The sequence below is a fragment of the Novosphingobium sp. PhB57 genome, assembly GCF_004342985.1.
Taxonomy (GTDB): domain Bacteria; phylum Pseudomonadota; class Alphaproteobacteria; order Sphingomonadales; family Sphingomonadaceae; genus Novosphingobium.
The window spans coordinates 542,820-565,689 of record NZ_SMBO01000001.1 but is presented as its reverse complement, the minus strand read 5'-3'; the positions used below and the strand labels follow the sequence as shown (position 1 = coordinate 565,689).

The following is a 22,870-nucleotide window of genomic DNA, read 5'->3' as shown; positions in this document are numbered from 1 at the left end:
CGGGCGCCCGCCCCTAGCCAGACGCGGCCAGTTTGCCCAAGTGATCCGCCTGCATGTCGGGCGTGACGACCTCGATCGCGCGTGCGCCTTCCAGCATCAGCTCGATCACGTCCAGGCCGCCCGCACGCCGCCGGTAGCGGGCCGGCCAGCCTTCGCGCCCGGCGATGGCATAGACTCCCGCGATGTCGAGCGATGTCGCCAGGGTCACGCTGCAGTGGCCCGCATCCGTGCAGGGATCCTCGCAAGGCACCACAAGCATCTGCGGCGCCGCCTGCGATGCCTCCACGCGCCAACCCGCGCCGCCGCGCACCGACCGGCCGCCGACAAGTTCGGCCAGCACCGCGGCGACCCGGCAGGGGTCGCGGGCGTCTATCGAAACGCGAAAGATCATGCATTGTCCCTCAAGCCGGCTCGGCCCCGGTGCTGGACATGATTGCACGAGTGAACACAAAGTGAATCCGGCGAACGCCCTATGACGACCGACGTAGGGCAAACGAAAAACGCGCGCCGGAACCCCGGCGCGCGCTTTTGTCTGTTCGCCGCCGCCGTCAGGGCGGCGGGCCAGTTATCGCAGCTGGCTTAGTACTTGCCCCAGACGAACTTCGAGGACAGCGCGAAGTTCCAGACCGCGGCCAGCACGATGCCGGTGACGACCGCCACCACGTCATGAATGCCAATGGTCCTGAGCACGGCCGCCGAACCGACGTTGGTCAGCAGGCCCAACGAGCAAGCGACGGCGAACTGCGCCCAGCCACGCATCAGCGGGCCGAACCCGCGCAGGCGCTTGTCCGAGTACGTCAGTTCGTTGTTCAGCACGAAGTTGAACGTCATGGCCACGATCGCCGCGATCGAGTTCGCGATGTTGAACGTCGCGCTTTCCGACCAGTTGCCGTAGACGAAGCGCTCGGCGAACACGAGGTGGAGCATGATCCACAGCGCGCTGAACTGCACCACCACGCCCAGGGCGCCAACGGTTCCGAACAGGGCGAAACGGGTGGGGATGATGCGCCCCAGCCACTTGTCGTAAAGGCCTACGAGGAATTCGAACACGACGGTCTGGTCCAGCTTGCTTTCGCCTTCCGCACGCGCCGCGAAATGGAGCGGGAACTCCTTCACGCGAAGCGGACGGTCGACAGTTGCGAGAATGTCGAGAAGGATCTTGAAGCCCACGCCCGAGAGACGATGCGCATCGGCGCGCAAGGTCTCGGTGCGAAGCATGAAGAACCCGCTCATCGGATCGGTCAGTTCCACCCCGGTCACCTTGTTGGCGATCCGGTTGGCAAGGCCCGAGGCCTTCACACGGTCGGGACGGCCCCAGGCTTCGGTGCTGGCCCCTTCCGCGAAGCGCGAGGCATAGGCCAGGTCGTACTCGCCCGAGGTCACCGCCTTGAGCATGCCCGGCAGCAGCGCAGGATCGTGCTGATGGTCGGCATCCATCACGGCAACCACCGGCGCGGCGGTGGAGCACATGCCCTCGATCGCCGCGCTGGCAAGGCCGCGGCGGCCGATGCGCTGGATGCAGCGCACGCGCGGATCCTCCAGCGACAGGCGGCGCGCCTCGTCCGAGGTGCCATCCGGGCTGTTGTCGTCAACGAAGACGGCCTCCCACACCACGCCCTTCAGCGCGGCATCGAGTCGCTCGATCATCGTCGCGATGTTCTTGCGCTCGTTATAGGTAGGCAGGACGATCGCCAGCTCAAGCGGCTTGGCTGCGACGTCGAGCGCCTCTGCGAGATCAGAACGAGTTATGTTCATGCGCCCCGTAATAGGTGGTAATCCTGAATAAACCTTTTTGGTCCGAACGGTAGGCGATCTTACAGCCGTTCGACGACCGCGTCACCGATTTCTCGCGTGCCGGCCGTACCGCCCAGATCGCCGCCCTTGATGCCATCGGCCAGAGTCCTGGCGACGGCAGCCTCGATCCGCGCAGCTTCGGCTTCGAGACCGAAGGAGTGACGCAGCAGCATCGCCGCCGAAAGGATCGTCGCCATCGGATTCGCAAGGCCCTTGCCCGCGATGTCCGGCGCCGAACCGTGGATCGGCTCATAGAGGCCGTACGTGCCCTCGGCAAGGCTGGCCGAAGCCAGCAGGCCGATCGAGCCCACGCACATCGAGGCCTGGTCGGAAAGGATGTCGCCGAAGAGATTGCCGGTGACGATCACGTCGAACTGGCCCGGGTTCTTCACCAGCTGCATCGCCGCATTGTCGACGTACATGTGGGTGAGTTCGACCTCGGGATATTCCTTGGCCACCTCGATCACCACGTCGCGCCAGAGCTGCGAGGTTTCGAGCACATTGGCCTTGTCGACCGAGCAGAGCTTCTTGCCGCGGCCCATCGCCGCCTTGAAGCCGACATGCGCGATGCGGCGCACTTCGTCCTCGGCATAGGACATCATGTCCCAGCCCTGGCGGCGGCCGTCTTCCAGCGTGCGCAGGCCCTTTTCGCCGAAATAGACGTCGCCGTTGAGTTCGCGCACGATCAGCAGGTCGATCTTGCTGGCGACTTCGGGACGCAGCGTGGTCAGGTCCTCAAGGCCTGCGAAAACCTGCGCCGGGCGCAAGTTCGCGAAGAGGCCGAGTTCCTTGCGCAGGCCGAGGATGGCCTGCTCCGGGCGGAGATGGCGTTCGAGATGGTCGCAGGAGAAATCGCCCACGGCACCGAACAGGATCGCCTTGGCCGAACGCGCGATCTCCAGCGTTTCGGCAGGAAGCGGGTGGCCATGCTTGTAGTAGGCCGCGCCGCCGACATCGCCTTCGACAAGCTCAAGACCCGGAAGTTCAAGCTTTTCGAGGACGCGCACTGCCTGCTCGGTGACCTCGGGACCGATCCCGTCTCCTGCAAATACTGCGATGCGCATGTCGTTCTCCGCTTGCTTCTCAGCCATGAATCCGTGCCAGCCGCTCACGCAGCAGGACGCGCGCCCCCATAGCGTCTCCACGCCGATCGGCAAGCGGATAGCGCGAAAGCTCACGGCCGAGGCGGTCGAAAGTGGTGAGTATCGCGCCCCAGTCGTCGTCCTGGGGACGGGCGACAGGTACGCCGTAACCGAGTTCGCGCAGCAGCAGAACCTCGTAGGAAAGCAGCGGCAGCGCCCAGCCCCTGGCCGAGGGCGCCACGCAGATCGCCTCCAGAAGCGCGCAGAGCGCATCGTAGAGCGCGGGGTAGGGTTGGCGCTCCGGCAGCGCCATGGCGGTCAGCGCCGTCACCCAGGAGATCGCGGCGGCGGGAAGCGGCTCGCTGAGCCAGGGCCCTCGGCTGGTGACGAGTTCGATGCGGGCGAAGGGAAGCTGGCTATCGCTTTTCGCGCGCAGATCCGCTTCCACGGCATTGCCGGGGATCAGCACCGGCCGCAGCTCGCGCCCCCGGCCGCCTGCCACATAGGCAGCGACGATCCCGGCCTCGGACGTCAGCATCCGGGCGATGACCGCCGTCTCGCCGTGAGGGCGGGCAGCGCAGACGATGGCGGGTGCGCGAAGCTGCATGGCTCGCCGCTAGCGGCAGCGCGGTGCGGACACCACAAGCGCCGCACGCCCCATGCAAAACGCGGAGGAAATTCCCCCGCGCTTCATGCCTGTTTCCAGGCCCGTTTCCAGAATGGCGTCACCCAGGCCTTTTACTGGCCCGACTTGCCTTCGAGCGCGTCGATGCGCGCCTTGAGCGTTTCCACTTCGCCGCGCGCGGTGGCGGCGAGTTCCTTCACGGCCTCGAACTCCTCACGCGTGACATAGTCAATGTCGCCCATGAGTTCCTTGAAGCGCTCGCGCGCGCTGTCGCGGGCTTCGCGGCCGACGCCTGCGAGCGTGCCGGCAGCACTGTTCATCATCTTGACGAAATCGGCGACGAAGGGGTTTTCGCTTTGCATGGCGCCTATTTGGTATTTTGCGCGGAAGCGCGCAAGAGCTTCCGGCGAATTTCCGGACCGTTCAGATCTCGAAACGCTCGACTGCGCGTGGCCCTTCCGCACCGTCGAGCGCGGGATTGGCCTGGAGGAAGGCGTAGTTGAGATAAGTCGCGAAGCAGATCCAGGCGAGGTAAGGCACGAGCAGCAGCGCCGCGACGGGCCGGATTCGCGCGAAAAGGACGATCGTCACCAGGACGGCCAGGTCGAGCAGGCCGATCACGATCAGGCCGGTCGTCATTCGGTGCGCGCCGAAGAAAACGGGGCTCCAGGCGAGATTGAGCGCGAACTGCACGGCGAAGGCGACCACCGCCAGTCCCCGCCCATGCGCCCCGCGCGCCGCGCAGATCATCGCAAGGGCCAAGCCCATCAGCACGTAGAGCACGGTCCAGACGACCGGGAACGTGATCGGGGGCGGGTAGATGCCGGGCTTCACCAGGGCGTCGAACCAGGGATTGCCCGGCCCGCTCTGCGCCACGCGGCCGGAAACGAAGCCCAGCAGCACGACCAGAGGAACGAGCACGAGCGCCCAGCGCAGCAGGCTGGCGCGCAACTGGCCGGACGAGGCAATCAGGTTCATTCCCTTAACAACTCCCGAATCAGGATAAACCACGAAGATGCGCGGGTTGTGTAACGAGCTTGCCGCCGGTGCAATCGCTCGCCGCCGGGAAAATCATCCCCGCAGTGCCGAAACGAGAAACTCGACGTTGCCTTCCGGCCCCTTGATCGGGCTTTCGACGATGCCCTGGATCACCCAGTCATCGGCCTCCAGCCATTCGCGGACTTCGGCGCAGACCCGCTCATGAAGCGCCGGTTCGCGCACCACGCCGCCCTTCCCCACTTCGCCGCGGCCCACTTCGAACTGCGGCTTGATAAGGGCGACCAGACGGCATTCACGCGCCGCGAGGCGAAGCGGGACTTCCAGCACTTTGGACAGACCGATGAAGCTGGCGTCGCAGACCACCCAATTGCACGGCGCGTCGATCTGCTCGGGCGTCAGGATTCGCGCGCTGGTCTGCTCCAGTACGGTGACGCGCGGATCCTGACGCAGCTTCCAGGCGAGCTGGTTAGTGCCCGAATCCACGGCAAACACGCGTTCGGCGCCGTGAGTCAGCAGCACGTCGGTGAAGCCGCCGGTCGAACTGCCGATGTCCATGGCGACCGCGCCGGTGGGGTCGAGATCGAAATGCTCGATGGCATGCGCCAGCTTGATTCCGCCGCGCGAAACCCAGGGATGGTCGCGCCCGCGCACTTCCAGCGGGGCGTCGGCCTTCAAGCTCTGGCCCGGCTTGGCCACCTTAGTTTCGCCGGTAAAGACCAGCCCAGCCAGTACCAGCGCCTGCGCCCGGGTGCGGCTCTCCGCCAGGCCGCGATCCACCAGCATCTGATCGACGCGGGACTTGGCTATGCGGGGCGCTGGACGAGTCGCTTGGCGCGGCGCGGCGCCTGCTTTCTTATCGACGGGGCGGGGTTCGGACGGGTCGGTCATGGCTTTGCACACTTGAGATGAGCCGCGCCTCATTCCATACCGGGGGAATGAAGGCAAATCCGCGCCGGCGCACCGACGCCCTTTCGTTCTCCCGCAAGTTGCCCCGCAAGGTGCTGACAGCCGCTTCGCTGACCGCGCTGGTGCTTGTCGCAGCTTGCGTTCCGGCAGCCAAGCCCCCCGTTCAGGCCCCGCGCCCGGCACCGACGCCGGCCGCCCCGCCGGCCCCGCCGCCGCCACCCGCCGACTGGCGCGATTCTCCCGCAACGCCGGGCGACTGGCGCATCACCAGTCCGGGAATAGCCAGCTTTGCCGACGGCATTTTCGGCATCCGCTGCAATCGCGCCTCCTCCACCATATCCCTGTTCCGCAGCGGCACTTCGGCCGGCCCCGTTTCCCTTTCGATCACCACATCCGACACGACTCGCGCCGTTGCCGCCCATCCCGTCAGCGGCGGGGTCCAGGTCGACTTGCCCGCACGCGACCGGTTGCTCGATTCGATGGCCTTCAGCCGCGGCCGTTTCGCGGTCCAGGCGCAGGGCATGCAGCCACTCTACATTCCAAGCTGGACGGAAATTTCCAGGGTCATCGAAGACTGCCGCTGACCGCAGGATTCGGCCGTCCCGTGTCGAAGCGCGTCCTTCGGCACGGGACGGCCGCGCGGCTTGCCGCGCAGGAACCAGACTTGTGCGCACAAGTGACCGGGAATCATCCGACCACTGAGGCAGGAATTCCTCGCGATTCGAGGAGGTTTTGCGGCGATTTCAGAAGGTTGCAGGCCGCAGTTTTCAGCCCCCAGAAACGGCCCTTCAGCAGGGCATCCAGGCTGGGGAAAACTAGCCCGAAGCCTCGATAATGACCGCAAAAAAGATGATTGCAAGGCTTGTTGTGCGCTGCGGAATCGGACACAAATTTCACAGGACGGCGGGACCTGGGAAACGCGCCCGGGAGTTACTGAAGTCCAGCTGCCTCGGTGCAAGATCCAAGGTGGCAACCCTGGCTTAACAGCGCGAAAGGAGGTGATCCGATGTCTCATGGTTCAGCAGAGAGGTCGGCAATTTCCGTCGCGAGGCATTATCGCTAAATCTTGATGAAGCGATAAAGGCTTTCGCTGGCGGCACTTCCCGGCCGCTGACCATGCGAAGGGCCGCACCGGGCAACCGGGGCGGCCCTTCTCATTTGGACGCCCGCCTGCCGAACGACTGCCAGCAACGTCCCGCCGCGGATCGTAAGCTCGGTATCGCTCTCCTGGCCCAGGCTCGACCGGCCTGAATGCCAAAAAGCGAATTTCCCGCTGGCCCTCCAGCGTTTCCCGAAGCTAAGGCAGAGACGCGGTAAGTCTGGACGTCCATCGGACACCCGGACTTTCGCGCTTTACCGCTTTCCCCGGGCAGTAAAGCGCCTTGCACGCGTATCAAAATTACTTTTCGGTTGCCTTGGGCGTAATTTTCGTTCAACGCGCTCCGGAAACGCACACAAGAGGACTAGTTCGATGGCGACCCTCGCCGATGCCGGCCTGACTTTCACCACCCTGCCCCACCCTTCGCCCGCCAGCGCGGAGCAACGTGAGGCCGTGCTTGCCAACCCCGGATTCGGCACGAACTTCTCCGACCACATGGTGACCGTGGAGTGGACCGAAGGCCAGGGCTGGCACGATGCCGTCGTCGGACCGCGCCAGCCGATCGCGCTCGATCCGGCCGCTTCTGTGCTGCACTACGCCCAGGAAATCTTCGAGGGCCTCAAGGCCTACGTCCAGGCCGATGGATCGGTCGCGCTGTTCCGCCCCGAAGCGAACGCCGCCCGTTTCAACCAGTCGGCCCAGCGACTCGCGATGCCGGAACTTCCCGAAGCGCTGTTCGTCGAGGCGATCGAACGCCTCGTGAAGATCGACCGCGCGTGGATCCCGGCCGGCGAAGGCGCCTCGCTCTATTTGCGTCCGTTCATGATCGCCACCGAGGCCTTCCTCGGCGTGCGCCCGGCCAAGCAGTACAAGTTCATCGTGATCGCCAGCCCGGCGGGCAACTACTTCAAGTCCGGCGCTCCGGCCGTCTCGATCTGGGTTTCCGACTACACCCGCGCGGCCCCCGGCGGCACGGGCGCGGCCAAGTGCGGCGGCAACTACGCCGCCAGCCTGGTGCCCCAGGCCGAAGCCATCTCGCGCGGCCATGACCAGGTCGTGTTCCTCGACGCCGCCGAGCACAAGTGGATCGAAGAACTGGGCGGCATGAACCTCTATTTCGTGTTCGAGGACGGCACGCTGCTTACCCCGGCCCTTACCGGCACGATCCTCCCCGGGATCACCCGCGACAGCCTGCTCCAGCTTGCGCGCGAGGAAGGCCTCAAGGTCGAGGAAGGCAAGTACAGCCTCGACCAGTGGCGCGACGATGCCAATTCTGGCAAGCTGATCGAAACCTTCGCCTGCGGTACGGCAGCCGTGGTCACCTCGGTCGGCAAGGTTTCGGGCCGCGACGGTGAATTCACCATCGGTTCGGGCGGCCCCGGCCAGCTCACGGCCAAGCTGAAGAACCGCCTCGTGTCGATCCAGCGCGGCGAAGCTGCCGATACTCACGGCTGGATCCGCAAGGTTTCCTGATCGCCGCCATCTGACGGCCGATAATGCGGGAGTCCGGGGGTTAGCCTCCGGACTCCACCTTCCACACCCCGCCGATTTCGCCTGCCCTCAGCGGCCCGGCGTCACCCCGATACGCCGCAGCATGGCGATCTGGGTCCGGGTCAGCCGCTCGATCGTTTCGTCCAGCGAGAGATCGGGCCGCACGCTGTTGCGATAGACCCGCGGTCCGATCATCGCCCAGGTCAGCAGGAACGTGGCGAAGGCCTCGGCATCCAGATCCTCATCGTCGTTGAACTCGCCGCGCAAGCCTTCGACAAGCGCCTCCCAATGCGGATAGCGTTCCCCCGCCCGCCCGGGCGCCAGGAATTCCTCGGTCCAGAGCGCGATCACTTCCGGTTTTTCTATCACGAAGCGCGTGATGAAGCGCGTGCGGTTTTCCATGGTGTCCGAAGGCGCGAAAGCCGCGGCCAACTGGTTGGCCGACCACGCCCGCACCGCCGTGAGCAGCGCCTCGCGGCTTTCGAAATGATAATAGACGGTCGTGCGGTTCACACCCGCCTCGCGCGCCACTTCGGACAGCGACAGCGCCTCCGTGCCCTTTTCCGACATGAGACGGATCGCCGTATCGATCAGCAGCGCGTGGGTTTCCTCGAAGCCCTTGTTGCGGCGACGCGTGGGCTGACGCCTGCCCAATGGAGCTGCCGGCGCGTCGATCGTCTTGCTCATTCGCTTCCTGCCTGTCTTCCCGGCGCGACCGGATAAGGCCGCAATATCACTCTAGGCAATTGATTTAAAATGACATTCGCGAAAAGTCGAGGTCTCTTCCGGTGAATATGTCGCCTGCTGCCCATTACCGAAGCGAATTGACCGGCGACCTTGTCGTGCCTTGGGGCGCTTCCTAGATGTGCGCCCGACACATCAAGGAGTTGCTCATGGCCGACCTTACCTACTCGCCGCCCGCCGTCTGGACCTGGGACAAGGGCAATGGCGGGGAATGGGCCAGCATCAACCGGCCCATCTCCGGCGCCACGCATGAGAAGGACCTGCCACGCGGTGAGCATCCGCTGCAACTCTACTCGCTGGGTACTCCCAATGGGCAGAAGGTCACGATCATGCTGGAAGAATTGCTGGCAGCAGGCGTGGCCGAGGCGGAGTACGACGCCTGGCTGATCGACATCGGCGAAGGCGACCAGTTCGGTTCGGGCTTCGTGTCGGTCAATCCGAACTCGAAGATTCCCGCTCTTCTGGATTGCTCGGACGCATCGCCGGTCCGCGTGTTCGAATCGGGTGCGATCCTGCTCTACCTCGCGGAAAAGTTCGGGAAGTTCGTGCCGGCCGCTTATCCCGAGCGCGCAGAGTGTCTGTCTTGGCTGATGTGGCAGATGTCCACGGCTCCGCTGATCGGCGGCGGCTTCGGGCACTTCTATGCCTATGCCCCGGAGAAGTACGAATATCCGATCAATCGCTATGCCATGGAAACCAAGCGCCTGTTCGACGTGGCCGACAAGCGTCTCGGTGAAACGCGATACCTGGCGGGCGATAGCTACACCATCGCCGATATCGCCGCTTATGGCTGGTTCGGCAGCTTCGTGCGAGGCGATGCCTATGGCGATGCGGCGCGCTTCCTGGACGTTCCGAGCTATACCAACCTGGTGCGCTGGGGCGAGGAAGTCGGCGCCCGCGAGGCGGTCCAGCGCGGCCGCATCGTCAATCGCAAGGGCGACGGCTTCGTCCGCGAACGCCACAGTCCCGCGGATATCGACACCGTGCTGAAGGGCTGATCGCTTTCCCATGAAGCCGGCGCGGGAAAAGTGCTCGATAAGGGCTTTTCAGCGCCGGCTTTAGCCGCTAAGCGCGCAATCCCTGCTGGGGCGTCGCCAAGTGGTAAGGCACCGGTTTTTGGTACCGGCATTCGCAGGTTCGAATCCTGCCGCCCCAGCCAGTAGTTTGACCCATTCGACCAACACGGGTCCAAGGCTCTCAAAAACAACAAACTGGACCGGCAGGTTTTGGATCCGCGACGGCAAGGCCGGAGTGTCGATCATGCTGACCGATCGATTGCTCACCGCCCTGGCCCCTCCGTCGAAGCCTGCCCATGAATCTCCCTCGTAGCATTCCGTTTGGGACAGCCTCCGGTCACGCGGTGGCCGGAGGCTTGATTGGGTCACTTTTGCACGGGCAGCTTCGCGAGTTCTGCGTCGATCTTTCCGAGAACTTCATCCGTGACCGTGTCGGATGAGTACGATTGAATCTGCTTGAGCGTCATACCCCGCGCCATCTCGATTTGTGGGTTGCTCACAAGATCCGGGAGATACTTCGTGACAATGGCCTTGGTCGTGGGATTGTCTAGCAAGGTCCCGAAAGAGGTCGTTGAAGTCGACAGGGCTGCTGCCGGAGCGGAGGCAGCTGCGGGCTCCGCCGCGTTGACCGATAGCGGCGCCGTGATGGCAGCCGCAAACGTTGCGGCGAGTAGAAATTTACGAAGCATATTGGCAGTCCTCTCTTCAGTGATTTTGCACTTTGCTGCTTCGAACGTCCCTTTGACCCTTTGAGGGCTGCCAGGGTCGGCCGGCAGTGCTTGCTTTGACCAGCGATCTTGCGTCACACACGACAGGATGGCCGAGAACAGCAAACCGAATCGCAAGTTGAGCGACACAGCATCGCATAAAGCCGGGCCGCTGGCATCATCAAGATCCACGCATGCCCGCGCCGTGCGATCGGGCAAGGCGCTGCAGGAAGCCATGCTGGCATTGCTGCAGCGCAAGCCCTTCGATCAGATCACCGTTCGCGACATCTGCGCTGAAGCCAAGGTCCATTACGCCACGTTCTTTCGCCATCATGAGACCAAGGAAGCCCTGCTCAGCGCCATCGCGAAAGACGAGATCGCGCAGCTCAACCGATTGACGCTCTCCATCCGCGATGCCGAAAGCTACGAGGCCGGGTTTCAAGCCTTGTGCGGCTACGTTGCCGACCACCGCGCGCTCTGGGCCATCCTCCTCAACGGCGGAGCCGGCGGTGCCATGCGCGAGGAATGGCTTCGCGTATCCATGGTCGTGGCAAAAGAGGAGCAGCCCATCAACGCCTGGCTCCCTACCGAGCTTGGAACGATCTGCGCTGCCTCGCTTATCGCCGAAACGCTTGCTTGGTGGGTTGGCCAACCGGAAGATGCCTACAGCGTCTCTGAAATCGCCAAGATCCTCTACAGGCTCCTTTCGACTTCGATCATGGCGCCCGATTGAGGCATACATCGTTCCCAGGATCGGTGCTCGGTTCCCAGGCTCGTTGCTTAAGGTGACGGTGCATTTCAGAGACCAAATCTCGAAGATCGATCGCCGCGGGGTGCAGCCGGATCCGCCAGACCAGGGGTGAGCAATCGCTCGATGAGCCTCAGAACCCGCGCTATCGCATCGATCGGTGGTACATCTGCGGCCAGATCGATCGCGGATCCTTCCTGCCCGGCATCGTTTCTAGTCGGAGGCGTCACTCCGGAGCCAGAGCGACACAATCCGAAGTCGAAAGGGCCGGGGCCAGAAACCCAAAGCCCTTCCGCTCGGAAATCATTTAACGCGAGCCGATTGCTGCGCGGAAAGTCACCCCGAATTCGCGAGGAGCGGTAACCGAAACACCCGCATAGCGGCTGGAGTAAATCGTCGATCCGATACCCGATACGCTGAAGGTCGGCGGCCTGAGAAAGACGTCGGTGACGGAGGTGAACTGGGCGCGGTCATCCTGACTGACGAGCTTCGTCGTATCGAATATGTTCTTGGCGTAGACAGACACTTCCCAGGCCCCGTCCTGCGATCGCAAACCGCCGAACAGGTTCAACAGGCCGTAAGCCTTGACGTCGTCGAACGCGTTGTTCGGATCCGTCTTGGATTTGCCCTTCCAACTGAACAGTCCTCGCAGATAACCATCCATCTTGTTGCCGACCGGCAAAGTATACTCGGCCCTTAATACACCCGACCACTCGGGCTGGAAGGTTGCCGACTGACCGCCGCCCGGGCACTGCGCCACACGTTCGCCGCTGTAAGCCTGCTGCATTTGCGCCAGGGTGGGCGTAACAGTATCGGGAATGCCGTCAGAGCCAACAGCGCCGGTCTGGTTGTTGAGCGCATCCGTACAGGCCAGCAGAGCATTGCCGATCCGGCTGCGAGCGAAGTTGAGAGTTGCACCAAGATTCCAGCGCGGCGTTGGCGTGAATGCCAGTTCGGCCTCGATCCCGTTCACCTTGATCGGAACCGCGCTAACGAAATTGAAGTTGCCGATCGTCGGGGCGCCCGCCGAGTTGATGTCGATATAGGCAATACCGGCACCGCCCGCTCGATAGGGATAATTCTTGTAGTCCTGGTGATAGGCGGTCAGGTTGAACTGCAACCGGCGGTCGAACCAATCCGATTTCAAGCCGACCTCGTAGGACTTCGAGCTTTCCGAAGGCAGCGAGATATGCGCGACTTCGTTCGCCGTGTATTCGGCATGCGTGAAGTCGCCGATGGCCACAACCGGTGGGCGCCACGAGCTGCCGGTCGAGGCATAGACCATGAGCCCCGGCGTGAAACGATGCTTGATGCTTGCGCTGTAGATCGTGGTGTTCTCGCTGACGTCCGATTCCGTACCGTTCTGGCGCGTGCAACCGCCGGCGGCATACATGTCGGGCGTGCAGCTGATGAACAGGCCGTCTCGGTTATCCGTGAAGTGGATCCGCCGCAGTCCGCCTGAAAGCTCGGTGGATTCGGTGAGATGGAATGTCAGGTTACCGAAAAACGAGTCTTCCTTTGGCGTCCCCTTTGCAATGTAGATCGGCGTGTCGGTCACGCTTGGGGCGGCGATGGGAATACCGAGGCCGGCCAGTCGAAGCTGAGTGATACTGAGATCGTGGAGGTTGGTCTGCGAAGGTACCTGATAGTGGAAGTATCCGACGACGTAGTCGAACAGCCCGGCTACCCGGTCGAGGTTCTGCAAGCGCACCTCATGGCTGCTTGTCGTTCCCTTGGTGTCCGCAATCTGCGCAATTTCGAGATCCGGGAAGAAGTTCGCAAGATCGCGGACGCCATAGCTGTGATACTTCTGGGAAGTAGCCGAGCCGACGTAAATGAGGCGCTGGCCCAGTACGTCGACTTCCGCATTCCAGTTGTAGAACTGGAACTTCTGCTGGGTTGTACTCGGGCGGGACTGAACGGATAGCCGGTCGCTCAAGCCGATATTGCCATAGTCGGGTGCACCGGTCGTCGGCACATAGTCGGGATCGTACCCGCTGACGGATCGCACTTGGTCAAAGCGCGTGCCGTCAGTCTGCATCGCTTCGTACAGGAAGCCCAGGCGAAGCCACTGCGTCGGTTCGAAGCGGACAGCCGCCCGAATTGCATTGGTCTCGCTGCCAGGCTTCTCCTCACTATTCAGGCTGGTCACGCGGTTACCGCGATCCTTGCTATGAATGCCTGCCACGCGCACGCCCAGCACATCCGAGATGACAGGAATGTTCAGGGCGCCATTGAAATTAGCCGCCCCAGCCGAACCGAGCGTTCCGGCAAGATAGCCACCCGCTTCGACCAGGTCGGGCGCACGCGTGGTTACGGTGACTGAACCCGATGGCGTCGACCGGCCGCGCAACGTGCCCTGCGGCCCCCGCAGCACTTCGATCTGCCCTACGTCGTACATCGTCTGCATGACGAAATTCGACGGTACCGGCGCATCGTTGCGATAATACTGAATCGTGCCGTTTTCGGCGCTCACATTGACGTCGTGATTGACGCCGCGAAGTGATGAGGAAGTCCCGATGCCGTTGGCGTTGGGCGTCAGTTGAAGACCCGGAACGACCGAACTGATCTCGGTGAAATTGCGGATGTTCAACTTGGAAATCGCCTCCGAGGTGACGGCATTCACCACCAGTGGCACATCCTGCAGGCTTTCATCACGGCGACGGGCTTGAACGATGATTTCGTTTGCCACTGATGCGTCGGTGGGGTCAGGCGGTGCGGCCGTTTGGTCCTGCCGAGCGATCGCCGGCACGGCCATAGCCAGCGTGCTCGCTCCCACGAGCGTCAGCGCCATTTTCCTACGCATCGAATCCCCTTCCCTATCGATGTTTTAATCTGATTTTTGTGCGCCACACTATCGCATTGGTCAATCCGTTTGCTGGATTCGGATCATCCGTTCGCTCTGGCGAAGTAGGCGCGTCGGGCCATTGGAAACGGGCCGGCGGAAACCCCGTGAGATTCCCCCGGCCCCGCTTCGCTATGGCAGGGTCAATCTACCGGCAGCAGGGCCAGATCCCGATCGACGGCATCAAGCGCTTCGTCGGTAAACTGGCCGGGCGCGAACTTCTGAATCGCGCGCAGGGTCATCGACTTCGCCATACCGATCCGCTTGTCCGCCGTTATCCCGGGAAAGTGCTGATCGAGCACGGCCTTGGCGCCGGGATCGGACAATAGCGTTGCCAACCGGGTTGAGGCGGTGGAGTACCCGGCGACCGGCACCGAAACTGGCCCCGAAACTGGCGCTGGCGTCACCGCCCGCGGGTCGGATGCCGGTACCGCCTTCTGGATCATGGGCGAGCCGCCAGGCGAAAGGTCGACCCCCGCCGCCGGTGTCAGCTTGAGGTGAAGTTCCGAAAGCCCGCGAATGATGAAACTCGGCTCGAAGTCCAGCTTGCGCGCTCCGCGCGGACCATGCACTTCGGCATCGAGATCGATGTCGGCAGTGTACTGGAGCAATTTCTCCAGAATGATCCGCACTTCCACCCGCGCAAGCGGCGCGCCTGCGCAAGTATGGGCGCTGCGCCCGAAGGCAACGTGCTCGCGGATTTTCGGCCGATCGAGCTTGAAAGCCTGGGGATCTTCCCAGCGCGCAGGGTCGCGGTTCGCTGCTGCGATCGACAGCATGATCTTGGTCCCCGCCGGTACCGGAATATCGCCGATCTTCGTGTCACGGCGCGCAAGCCGGGCCGTCTGCTTGGTCGAACCCTCAAGCCGCAGAACTTCCTCGATCAGCGCCGGAACAAGCTTGGGATCGGCACGCAGCTTGTCCTGCAGGCCCGGCTGATCCACGATGTAGCGCATCGCATTGCCGAGAAGCTTCGCGCTCGTATCCTGGCCCGCGCCGAACATGAACATGCCAAGCTTGACGATGGCCAACTCGTCGGGAAGCGTGCCATCGGGATAGACGGCATTCGCCAGCTCAGAGAGAATATCCTGCTTCGGGTCGGCGCGCCGTTCGGCGACGTATTGAGCGAAATAGCCGCCCATGATCATGAACGGATGATCTTCGGCATCGAGATCAAGTTCGCCGTCGAGATTGCCGGGAGGCGGCGCATCCTGAATGATGTCCATGAACTTCTGCCGGTCCTCGGCCGGGATGCCCAGAAGGTCGGCAATCACCAGCGTGACGAAAGGTGTCGCGATCGTCCTGACCAGTTCGACGCCGCCATTCGCCACCGCGTCACGCACCAGCTCGTCCGAGAAGGCCTGGATAAATTCCTCGTTCGCCTTGAGCCGCGAGGGTGTGAACAGCCGGTTGACGAGCGCGCGCAACTGCACATGCGCATTGTCGTCCAGATTGACCAGCAAGTCGCCACCGTGAAATTCGCCGCGATGCGCCTCGATCTGTGCCGTGATGTCGGGCCCATGCGGCGTGAACGGCAGCGGGGCCGAGGCGCCCTGCAAACCGATGATCGCCGAAAAATCCTCCGAATTGCGCATGATTTCCAGGGTTTCTTCAAAACCCATGACCATCAGATAGTCCTTGCCCTTGGGCTGATAGACTCTGCCCTTGCCCCTCACCGCTTCGAAATATGCGTAAGGATCGACGAGGATTTCGTGGTCGGTGAAGTAATCCCGATCTGCCAGTTCAGTCATGTGTCCCACTCCTGTTTCGTGCCCGCACTTTTCGCCGGCGAATATTGTATGTCTGGTCAATCTTCAGGGGCGATCTTCACGCGAAGTCCGTCGAGAGCGTCAGTAATCGGGAGCTGACAGGAAAGACGTGACTGGCTGCCGCGATGGCTGGACGAGTCCAGGAGGTCGTTCTCGTCCTCACTCATCGCCGCAAGAGCATCGGTGGGGCCGGCTTCGATGTGCACATGGCAGGTCGCGCACGAGCAACACCCGCCGCATAGCGCCAGCAGCTCGTCGAAGCCGGCGTCTCGGATGACTTCCATGACGGTCTGTCCGGGATTTGCGCGGAGAACTCGTTCCTCTCCGGATGCCCCTATGACGGTGATTGATGCCATTTCTCAGCACTCTCCAGGTTTGGCTTGTTGTGCGCTCTTGGATGAGACTTCCGCCGTCGGCGGCTTGATGCTGCCCGACCGGACAGTGGACGCCCAAAAGCGGCGCTTCGTTTTATGCGATACAGTGGCGCATACATCCAGCAGCCGGAGAGCGTCAACCCGGATTCCGGGACAGGGCTGGCGGTGAGATCGCGTTCGAGGTCCGCTTCACGAGTTTGATCGCCGCAGCGTTATTCCGGCCGCGCGCCGGGCCAACCAGGACATCTGGATAACGAAACCCGGTCATATGAAATAACGCGGTAGTACGGGCGCTTCGCATCGGTCTGACCGGCTTGACAGTCTGCACCCGCAATTTATACGCGACACATTGTCGCACAAAAGTGCGATGTTGGGAGAGTTGAGCAGATGCGCTTCAGGCAAGCATGTCTGCTTCTGCGAACGTCAGGCGAAAACATCTATGGCGAAGAGAACGCGATTTCGATCCGAAGCGGCAGCGCTGAAGCTGCTGCTGCTTTCGATCTCTGCGTGCTCATCCTTGGCATGTGCGCAAGACGGTTCAGTTGTCCCGCCCAGCGCACCGGATAAACTCGAAACGGATTTCTCCGATCCGCCCATGGATGCCCGCCCGCGCGTGTGGTGGCACTGGATCAACGGCAACATCACCGAGGAAGGACTCCTCAAGGATCTTGCCTGGATGAAACGCGTGGGGATTGGCGGCGCGCAGTCGTTCGACGTCAATCTCCAGAGTCCGCAAATCGTGGATCAGCGCCTGGTCTACATGACACCCGCCTGGCAAAAAGCCTTCAAGGCCGCCACCCGCGAAGCGGATCGCCTGGGTCTCGAACTGGCCATCGCCTCTTCGCCGGGCTGGTCGGAAACCGGCGGACCTTGGGTTTCCCCCGCCGACGGCATGAAAAAGCTGGTCTGGAGCGAGGTTACACTTGGCGGCGGAACGGGCGGCGGAAAGCGCGTCACTCTTGCGCTCCCCGCCCCGCCCACCGTGACCGGACCGTATCAATCAATAGCCGCAGCATCGGGAACGAACTCGACGATCAACGAGAAAGCGCCCGATGTCCCGGCGCCATTCTACCGCGACGTCAGGGTGCTCGCGGTGCCGGCACTGGCAAGCACGGGCTCAGCCCTTCCGGCATTTGCCGATAGTTCAGGGAAGCCTGTCGACGCGAAAACATTGACGGACGGCGATTTCGAGACCGGGATCGACCTTGCGAAAGCAGCGAAGGGGCCAACGCTCCTCGCCGTTCGCTATCCGACTGCCCGGACAATCCGCGCCATGACCCTGTTCGTGCCCGGAGGATCGGGCAAGTTCATCGGCGCCAACCTCAAGGCAAGCCTCGAAGCGGAAGTCTCGGCGGGGAAATGGACCACCGTGACCGAAGTGCCGCTGGCCCGTGTCCCCACCACGCTGGCATTCGCGCCCGTGACTGCCCGGAACTTCCGCGTCTCCTTTCAGGAAGTCAGCAGCCTTCCCGACATCGCCCCGCCGCCTGCCGGTGTCGATCTGTCAGCGCTGGCTGCCGGGTTTTCAGGCGGAAAGCCGAGCACGTCGATCCGCATCACCGAGATCGAACTGTCCGGCCAGGAGCGGGTCAATCGCGTCGAAGCCAAGGCAGGTTTCGACATCGTTCCCGATTATTACCCACTCGACGCAGGCCTCGCCGATTCCGCCGGCGTGCCTCCCGGCAGGATCCTCGACCTGACCGATCGCCTGAGACCAGACGGCACGCTGGAATGGACGCCGCCCACGGGGCGATGGCGCATCATTCGCTTCGGTTACTCGCTTGTCGGCACGATGAACCATCCGGCTCCGTTCGAGGCGACCGGCCTTGAAGTGGACAAGTACGATGCCGAGGCAGTCCGGCGCTACATGGATCACTATTTCGCGACTTACCGCCAGACGGTCGGTCCCGATCTGATGGGGCGCAGAGGTATCCGGGCAATCCTCAACGACAGCATCGAGGTTGGCGCCGCGAACTGGACGCCGCAGATGATCGCCCAGTTCAAGCGGCTGCGCGGGTATGATCCCGTCCCGTGGATGCCCGCACTCGCCGGGACGATCGTGGGATCGCGCCAGGAGAGCGAACGCTTCCTCTACGATTTTCGGCGAACCCTGGCCGACCTTCTTGCCAGCGAGCATTATGGGACCATAGCCAAGGCAGCGCATGACCATGAACTGATCGTCTACGGCGAAGCGCTGGAAGATCATCGCCCTCTGCTCGGTGATGACATGGCGATGCGCAGATGGGCCGACGTGCCGATGTCCGCGATGTGGTCGTTCCAGCGCGACCGCGGCCCCAAGCCGAGCTATCTTGCCGACATGAAGGGCGCGGCCTCGGTCGCGCATGTCTATGGCCGCAAATACGTCGCCGCGGAATCGCTGACATCCATGCTTTCGCCCTGGGCTTATGCCCCAGGCGACCTCAAGCGGATGATCGATCTCGAATTCGCGACCGGCATCAATCGCCCCATCATCCACACCTCGGTCCATGTTCCGGTGGAGGGCAAAAAACCTGGCCTGCGCCTCTCCATTTTCGGACAGGACTTCAACCGCAACGAGGCCTGGGCCGAACTCGCGCGGCCATGGATGGACTATATCGCGCGCAATTCCCACTTGCTTCAGCAAGGTACCAATGTCGCAGACATCGCCTATTTCTACGGCGAAGAGGCCCCGCTGACGTCCCTGTTCGGGGACAAGCCGGTCGCCGAGGTTCCTGCCGGCAACGCATTCGATTTCGTGAACGCCGATGCACTTCTCGGCGCACTCTCCAACGACGGCGGCGATCTGGTGAGCACGGGAGGCGCCCGGTACCGCGTGCTCTACCTGGGAGGTTCTGCCAGCAGGATGAGCCTTGCCGTTCTCGTCCGGATTGCCGAACTGGTGGAGGCCGGCGCGACGGTGATCGGCCCGCGCCCAACAAGCGATCCGGGCCTCACCGCAGACCCTGCGCGCTACCAGGCGCTGCTCGAAAAACTCTGGCCGGGATCCCCTGTTACCGAAATCGGGCGAGGCCGGGTGATCGCCGCGGCCGACCTTGGCGGAGCCTTGTCCCAAGCCGGCATCGCGCCGGATTTCGCGTTCGACGGCGGAACGCAGGGCGCAGCGCTCCCCTTCGTCCATCGCCGGCTGCCCGGAGGCGATATCTATTTCGTCGCCAACCAGAAGGATCGCACCGAAACGATCACCGCGCGCTTCCGGGTCACCGGGAAGGTACCGGAACTGTGGCATGCCGACACGGGCAAGCCGGAACCGGTCAGCTTTACGGTTCAAGGCGGGGTGACAGCCATTCCCCTGTCCCTCGCTTCGGACGAATCCGTGCATGTGGTTTTCCGCAAGGACACCACCGAGACCAGCCGCAAGGTCGCGCCCGTCGAACTCACGAAAGCCGCACTCCTTGCAGGTCCCTGGAGCGTGGCATTCGAACAGGATCGCGGCGCGGCGCCTGAGACCCGGCTTGCCGAACTGTCCCCGCTCAATGAGAACACGCAGGCGTCGATCCGCTACTTCTCGGGGATCGCGACATACACGAAGGAATTCGTGGCCCCGCGCGGATGGAAGAAAGGCAAGCCACTACTGCTCGACCTCGGCGAGGCGCGCGAGATCGCAGAGGTAAAAGTGAACGGCCAATTCGCCGGCTATGCCTGGCACAAGCCTTATCGCATCGACATCGGCGCGCAGATGCATGCCGGCAAGAACCGGCTCTCAATCCGCGTTGCCAACCTTTGGGTCAATCGCCTCATCGGCGACGCTCAGCCTGGGAGTGGAGAGGCCGGCGTGACGAAGGTGACCTGGACCGCAACTCCGACATACCGGAAGGACGCTCCCCTGCGTCCGTCGGGGCTGCTCGGTCCGGTGCAGTTGCTGCTGCAACGGTGAATCTCGAAGAACAAAATCGGCCGAAACAAGCAGGAGAGCGGCGAGTGGGCAAAATCGAACGAATGCTGACGACGATGATGCTGGGTGCGGCCATAACAGCCACCGCATTCGCCGCGCCTGCTTTCGCGGCGCCCGATCGCGCCAGTGCCCAATCGGATGACGCACAAGCGGGTGACGCACAAGCGGGTGACGCACAAACGGGTGACGCTAGGCCGGCGATCGCATTGTCCCAGGGCTGGCGGTTTCATTTCGGGGACGCGCCTGGTTCCGTCACCGATGCCCGCTTCGACGATCGCGGCTGGGAGCAGGTCTCGGTCCCGCATAGCTGGAACCACATCGGCGCCTATGCGCTGACGCGCGGCACCGAAACCGACAACCGGCAAGGCGTGGGCTGGTACCGCCTCTGGGTCGACGCCCCGCCGGCGAAATCGGGCGAACGCCAATATCTGGACTTTGCCGCGGTCGGCAAGCTGGCCGAGGTCTGGGTGAACGGCCGGCATGTCGGCACACACAAGGGCGCATTCGCCCGCTTCCGCCTCGACGTCACCGAGGCCTGGAAGCCGGGGCAGCGTAACCTCGTGGTTGTGAGTGCCGATAACAGCAAGGTAGAACCCGGCAGTTCGACATCCGAAGTGATCCCCCTGTCCGGCGATTTCTTCGTGCATGGCGGCATCTACCGCGAGGTTTCGCTGCTCCAGCTTCCAGCGGCCTCGATCGATCCGCTCGATTTCGGCGGGCCAGGCGTTTACGCATACGCCGCGAAGATCACCCCGGAAAGTGCGACCGTCGAAATCCGCACGAAGCTGCGCAATGCAGGCGCGGCCCCGCGTAACCTGACGCTCGCGACCGAGATCCGCGATGCGCGCGGCAAGATCGTCGCCCGCTCAGTTCAGCCAGTGACCTTGGCGCCCGGAGCCAGCGAGCAGCGCGCGAATGTGAACATCGCCCGGCCCCATCGCTGGAACGGCAGGGCCGATCCCTACCTCTACTCGGTCACCTCCACGCTTTCGGACGGAAAGGCCCGGCTCGACCGGGTGTCCCAGCCGTTGGGCCTGCGCACATTCCGCTTCGATGCCGATGCCGGCTTCTTCCTGAACGAGCGGCATGTGAAACTGCACGGCGTCTCACGTCATCAGGACGCGCTGGGCTCAGGCTGGGCACTCACACCCGAACAGCATGCCGAAGACATGGCCCTGATCGAGGAGCTTGGCGCGAACACCATTCGCCAGGCCCACTACCAGCACGCCGATGCGTGGTCCGATCTGGCGGACAAGGCGGGAATGGTCGTGTGGGCGGAGCTGCCATACGTCACCACGCCCAGCGTCTCGGGCGGGCAGGGTTCGGAAGCGCTCTGGACCAATGCCGAACAGCAACTGCGCGAGCAGATTCGTCAGAACTACAACCATCCCTCGATCCTGATGTGGTCTGTCGGCAACGAAGTGGATTCGGCCAAGGGCTTCGGCGTCAAAGGCAGCCCGCCCAAGCCATTGGCGTTGCTCCAGCACCTCAATGCGATCGCCAAGGAGGAAGACCCGCACCGCCCGACGACATTTGCGGACTGCTGCGAAGGGCTGACGCTGGTCCAGACCGCAGGCGAAAAACTTGCAGGGACGGCCGACCTCATCGGCTACAACCGCTATTACGGCTGGTATTATCCCAACCCGCTGCAGGCGCGGACCGATCTTGGCGACACGCTCGACAAGTTCCACCGGGATCACCCTGCCCTGCCCTTGTCGCTGAGCGAATATGGCGCGGGCGGCGCGATCAGCCAGCACAGTGACAATGTGCGGAACGGCTTCGTCAATTTCGTCGGGCGCCCCCATCCCGAGGAATATCAGGCCTGGGTTCACGAGCAGACCTGGCCCAGCATCGCCAGGCGCGATTTCGTCTTTGCCAGCTGGGTCTGGGCCATGTTCGACTTCTCCAGCGACCTGCGTGACGAAGGCGATGCCGTAGACCTCAACGACAAGGGGCTGGTCACCGCGGACCGCAAGGAGCGCAAGGACGCGTTCTGGTTTTACAAGGTCGCATGGAGCGATACCCCTGCCCTGCATCTCGCGGGGAAGCGGTATGTCGACCGCGCCTATCCCGTCATGGACGTGAAAGCCTATTCGACCGCCTCATCCGCGACGCTGGCGATCGATGGCAAACCGATCGGCACGGCGCCTTGCGCCGAATTCGTATGCGAATGGAAGAACGTCTCCCTTCGGCCCGGCGCCAATACGGCGGTGGTGACGGCCACGGAAGGCGGCAAGACGCTGCGCGATACCGCCCGTTGGAACGGACCGGACGTCGAGCGCAACGGCCTGCGCATCAATTCCGGCAGCCTTGCCGGGCTCGATCTTGGCACGCGGCAATTCGGCTCCGACACTTTCGTGACGGGCGGCAAGCCCGTCGTGCTTAACCTTGTCGGCTTTGGCGGACGCTCGATGGCCCCCATCCGTCAGGTGGACGCTGCCGATCCCGCGCTGTTCGACTACTGGCGCGATGGCGCCGCCTTTTCCTACGACATCCCGCTGCCCAACGGCCAGTGGACAGTGACCCTGCACTTGTTCGAACCGCGCAAGACCTCCTCGCCCGATCAGTCTCTTGCCGTGAAAGCCAATGGCCAACCGGTCATCGAAGGGCTCAATCTCCTGAAGGAGGCCGGAGCGCCTCTCAAGGAACTGGTTCGCACCTTTCCTGTGACCGTCCTCCACGGCCGCCTGATCCTCGATTTTTCGAGCGTCTCGGGCAACGCGGCCCTGGCCGGGATCGAGATCACGCGGTGAGCGCCGGACGCCGCCACAATTTCCAT

The 22,870-nt window shown here is 63.2% G+C and carries 18 protein-coding genes and 1 tRNA gene; 7 read left to right on the top strand and 12 right to left on the bottom strand.

Annotation, left to right across the window (positions count from 1 at the left end; genetic code table 11):
* Positions 1 to 13: 13 nt before the first annotated feature.
* The 7 genes from EDF58_RS02460 to EDF58_RS02430 form a co-directional block, all read right to left on the bottom strand.
* Complete coding sequence (locus EDF58_RS02460) at positions 14 to 391, bottom strand: hypothetical protein (protein ID WP_132262364.1); 378 nt, start codon at positions 389 to 391, stop codon at positions 14 to 16.
* 188 nt (positions 392 to 579) lie between these two features.
* Positions 580 to 1,755, bottom strand: a complete 1,176-nt coding sequence (locus tag EDF58_RS02455; protein WP_132262362.1) for a glycosyltransferase family 2 protein — start codon at positions 1,753 to 1,755, stop codon at positions 580 to 582.
* Positions 1,756 to 1,814: 59 nt separating this feature from the next.
* The gene (gene leuB, locus EDF58_RS02450; protein WP_132264056.1) at positions 1,815 to 2,858 is read right to left on the bottom strand and encodes a 3-isopropylmalate dehydrogenase; all 1,044 of its coding nucleotides are present in this window, start codon (positions 2,856 to 2,858) and stop codon (positions 1,815 to 1,817) included.
* Between the two features lie 19 nt (positions 2,859 to 2,877).
* Complete coding sequence (locus EDF58_RS02445; RefSeq protein WP_132262360.1) at positions 2,878 to 3,483, bottom strand: recombination protein O N-terminal domain-containing protein; 606 nt, start codon at positions 3,481 to 3,483, stop codon at positions 2,878 to 2,880.
* A gap of 131 nt (positions 3,484 to 3,614) precedes the next feature.
* A complete protein-coding gene (locus EDF58_RS02440) occupies positions 3,615 to 3,863 on the bottom strand; it encodes an accessory factor UbiK family protein (RefSeq protein WP_132262358.1) in 249 nt (82 codons plus the stop codon).
* Positions 3,864 to 3,924: 61 nt separating this feature from the next.
* Positions 3,925 to 4,479, bottom strand: a complete 555-nt coding sequence (locus EDF58_RS02435; protein WP_132262356.1) for a TspO/MBR family protein — start codon at positions 4,477 to 4,479, stop codon at positions 3,925 to 3,927.
* Positions 4,480 to 4,572: 93 nt separating this feature from the next.
* A complete protein-coding gene (locus EDF58_RS02430; protein ID WP_207912838.1) occupies positions 4,573 to 5,283 on the bottom strand; it encodes a TlyA family RNA methyltransferase in 711 nt (236 codons plus the stop codon).
* A gap of 152 nt (positions 5,284 to 5,435) precedes the next feature.
* Here EDF58_RS02430 and EDF58_RS02425 point away from each other — a divergent pair, with 152 nt between their 5' ends.
* Both EDF58_RS02425 and EDF58_RS02420 read left to right on the top strand, forming a co-directional pair.
* Entirely contained in the window at positions 5,436 to 5,990 is a 555-nt protein-coding gene (locus EDF58_RS02425; RefSeq protein ID WP_132262353.1) for a hypothetical protein, read from the top strand.
* A gap of 887 nt (positions 5,991 to 6,877) precedes the next feature.
* On the top strand, positions 6,878 to 7,978 hold the full coding sequence (locus EDF58_RS02420) for a branched-chain amino acid aminotransferase (protein ID WP_132262351.1): 1,101 nt from the start codon (positions 6,878 to 6,880) through the stop codon (positions 7,976 to 7,978).
* Between the two features lie 87 nt (positions 7,979 to 8,065).
* On the opposite strand, the gene EDF58_RS02415 is transcribed toward EDF58_RS02420, so the two are convergent.
* On the bottom strand, positions 8,066 to 8,683 hold the full coding sequence (locus EDF58_RS02415; protein ID WP_132262349.1) for a TetR/AcrR family transcriptional regulator: 618 nt from the start codon (positions 8,681 to 8,683) through the stop codon (positions 8,066 to 8,068).
* A 206-nt stretch (positions 8,684 to 8,889) separates the two neighbouring features.
* Between EDF58_RS02415 and yghU the strand changes: the two genes are divergently transcribed.
* Entirely contained in the window at positions 8,890 to 9,738 is an 849-nt protein-coding gene (gene yghU, locus EDF58_RS02410) for a glutathione-dependent disulfide-bond oxidoreductase (protein WP_132262347.1), read from the top strand.
* 86 nt (positions 9,739 to 9,824) lie between these two features.
* Positions 9,825 to 9,899: transfer RNA gene (locus EDF58_RS02405), tRNA-Gln, on the top strand.
* A gap of 222 nt (positions 9,900 to 10,121) precedes the next feature.
* On the opposite strand, the gene EDF58_RS02400 is transcribed toward EDF58_RS02405, so the two are convergent.
* Positions 10,122 to 10,445 carry a hypothetical protein gene (locus EDF58_RS02400; protein WP_132264054.1) on the bottom strand — a complete coding sequence of 108 codons (324 nt, stop codon included), beginning with the start codon at positions 10,443 to 10,445 and terminating at the stop codon, positions 10,122 to 10,124.
* A 127-nt stretch (positions 10,446 to 10,572) separates the two neighbouring features.
* Between EDF58_RS02400 and EDF58_RS02395 the strand changes: the two genes are divergently transcribed.
* Entirely contained in the window at positions 10,573 to 11,196 is a 624-nt protein-coding gene (locus EDF58_RS02395; RefSeq protein WP_132262345.1) for a TetR/AcrR family transcriptional regulator, read from the top strand.
* A 322-nt stretch (positions 11,197 to 11,518) separates the two neighbouring features.
* Here the strand turns inward: EDF58_RS02395 and EDF58_RS02390 are convergent, their stop codons facing one another.
* The 3 genes from EDF58_RS02390 to EDF58_RS02380 form a co-directional block, all read right to left on the bottom strand.
* On the bottom strand, positions 11,519 to 14,005 hold the full coding sequence (locus EDF58_RS02390) for a TonB-dependent receptor (RefSeq protein ID WP_165921317.1): 2,487 nt from the start codon (positions 14,003 to 14,005) through the stop codon (positions 11,519 to 11,521).
* A 194-nt stretch (positions 14,006 to 14,199) separates the two neighbouring features.
* Complete coding sequence (locus EDF58_RS02385) at positions 14,200 to 15,807, bottom strand: cytochrome P450 (RefSeq protein WP_132262341.1); 1,608 nt, start codon at positions 15,805 to 15,807, stop codon at positions 14,200 to 14,202.
* A 56-nt stretch (positions 15,808 to 15,863) separates the two neighbouring features.
* Positions 15,864 to 16,181 (bottom strand): 2Fe-2S iron-sulfur cluster-binding protein, encoded by a 318-nt coding sequence (locus tag EDF58_RS02380; RefSeq protein ID WP_132262339.1) that lies wholly within the window; start codon positions 16,179 to 16,181, stop codon positions 15,864 to 15,866.
* 613 nt (positions 16,182 to 16,794) lie between these two features.
* Here EDF58_RS02380 and EDF58_RS02375 point away from each other — a divergent pair.
* On the top strand, positions 16,795 to 20,073 hold the full coding sequence (locus EDF58_RS02375) for a glycosyl hydrolase (RefSeq protein ID WP_243654046.1): 3,279 nt from the start codon (positions 16,795 to 16,797) through the stop codon (positions 20,071 to 20,073).
* A gap of 44 nt (positions 20,074 to 20,117) precedes the next feature.
* Complete coding sequence (locus tag EDF58_RS02370) at positions 20,118 to 22,844, top strand: glycoside hydrolase family 2 TIM barrel-domain containing protein (protein WP_243654045.1); 2,727 nt, start codon at positions 20,118 to 20,120, stop codon at positions 22,842 to 22,844.
* Positions 22,845 to 22,870 lie beyond the last annotated feature (26 nt).

Excerpts from the sequence above, each read along its gene's own strand:
- EDF58_RS02460 (WP_132262364.1), bottom strand. The coding sequence starts at position 391 with ATGATCTTTCGCGTTTCGATAGACGCCCGCGACCCCTGCCGGGTCGCC.
- EDF58_RS02455 (WP_132262362.1), bottom strand. The coding sequence starts at position 1,755 with ATGAACATAACTCGTTCTGATCTCGCAGAGGCGCTCGACGTCGCAGCC.
- leuB (WP_132264056.1), bottom strand. The coding sequence starts at position 2,858 with ATGCGCATCGCAGTATTTGCAGGAGACGGGATCGGTCCCGAGGTCACC.
- EDF58_RS02445 (WP_132262360.1), bottom strand. The coding sequence starts at position 3,483 with ATGCAGCTTCGCGCACCCGCCATCGTCTGCGCTGCCCGCCCTCACGGC.
- EDF58_RS02440 (WP_132262358.1), bottom strand. The coding sequence starts at position 3,863 with ATGCAAAGCGAAAACCCCTTCGTCGCCGATTTCGTCAAGATGATGAAC.
- EDF58_RS02435 (WP_132262356.1), bottom strand. The coding sequence starts at position 4,479 with ATGAACCTGATTGCCTCGTCCGGCCAGTTGCGCGCCAGCCTGCTGCGC.
- EDF58_RS02430 (WP_207912838.1), bottom strand. The coding sequence starts at position 5,283 with ATGCTGGTGGATCGCGGCCTGGCGGAGAGCCGCACCCGGGCGCAGGCG.
- EDF58_RS02425 (WP_132262353.1), top strand. The coding sequence starts at position 5,436 with ATGAAGGCAAATCCGCGCCGGCGCACCGACGCCCTTTCGTTCTCCCGC.
- EDF58_RS02420 (WP_132262351.1), top strand. The coding sequence starts at position 6,878 with ATGGCGACCCTCGCCGATGCCGGCCTGACTTTCACCACCCTGCCCCAC.
- EDF58_RS02415 (WP_132262349.1), bottom strand. The coding sequence starts at position 8,683 with ATGAGCAAGACGATCGACGCGCCGGCAGCTCCATTGGGCAGGCGTCAG.
- yghU (WP_132262347.1), top strand. The coding sequence starts at position 8,890 with ATGGCCGACCTTACCTACTCGCCGCCCGCCGTCTGGACCTGGGACAAG.
- EDF58_RS02400 (WP_132264054.1), bottom strand. The coding sequence starts at position 10,445 with ATGCTTCGTAAATTTCTACTCGCCGCAACGTTTGCGGCTGCCATCACG.
- EDF58_RS02395 (WP_132262345.1), top strand. The coding sequence starts at position 10,573 with ATGGCCGAGAACAGCAAACCGAATCGCAAGTTGAGCGACACAGCATCG.
- EDF58_RS02390 (WP_165921317.1), bottom strand. The coding sequence starts at position 14,005 with ATGGCGCTGACGCTCGTGGGAGCGAGCACGCTGGCTATGGCCGTGCCG.
- EDF58_RS02385 (WP_132262341.1), bottom strand. The coding sequence starts at position 15,807 with ATGACTGAACTGGCAGATCGGGATTACTTCACCGACCACGAAATCCTC.
- EDF58_RS02380 (WP_132262339.1), bottom strand. The coding sequence starts at position 16,181 with ATGGCATCAATCACCGTCATAGGGGCATCCGGAGAGGAACGAGTTCTC.
- EDF58_RS02375 (WP_243654046.1), top strand. The coding sequence starts at position 16,795 with ATGGATGCCCGCCCGCGCGTGTGGTGGCACTGGATCAACGGCAACATC.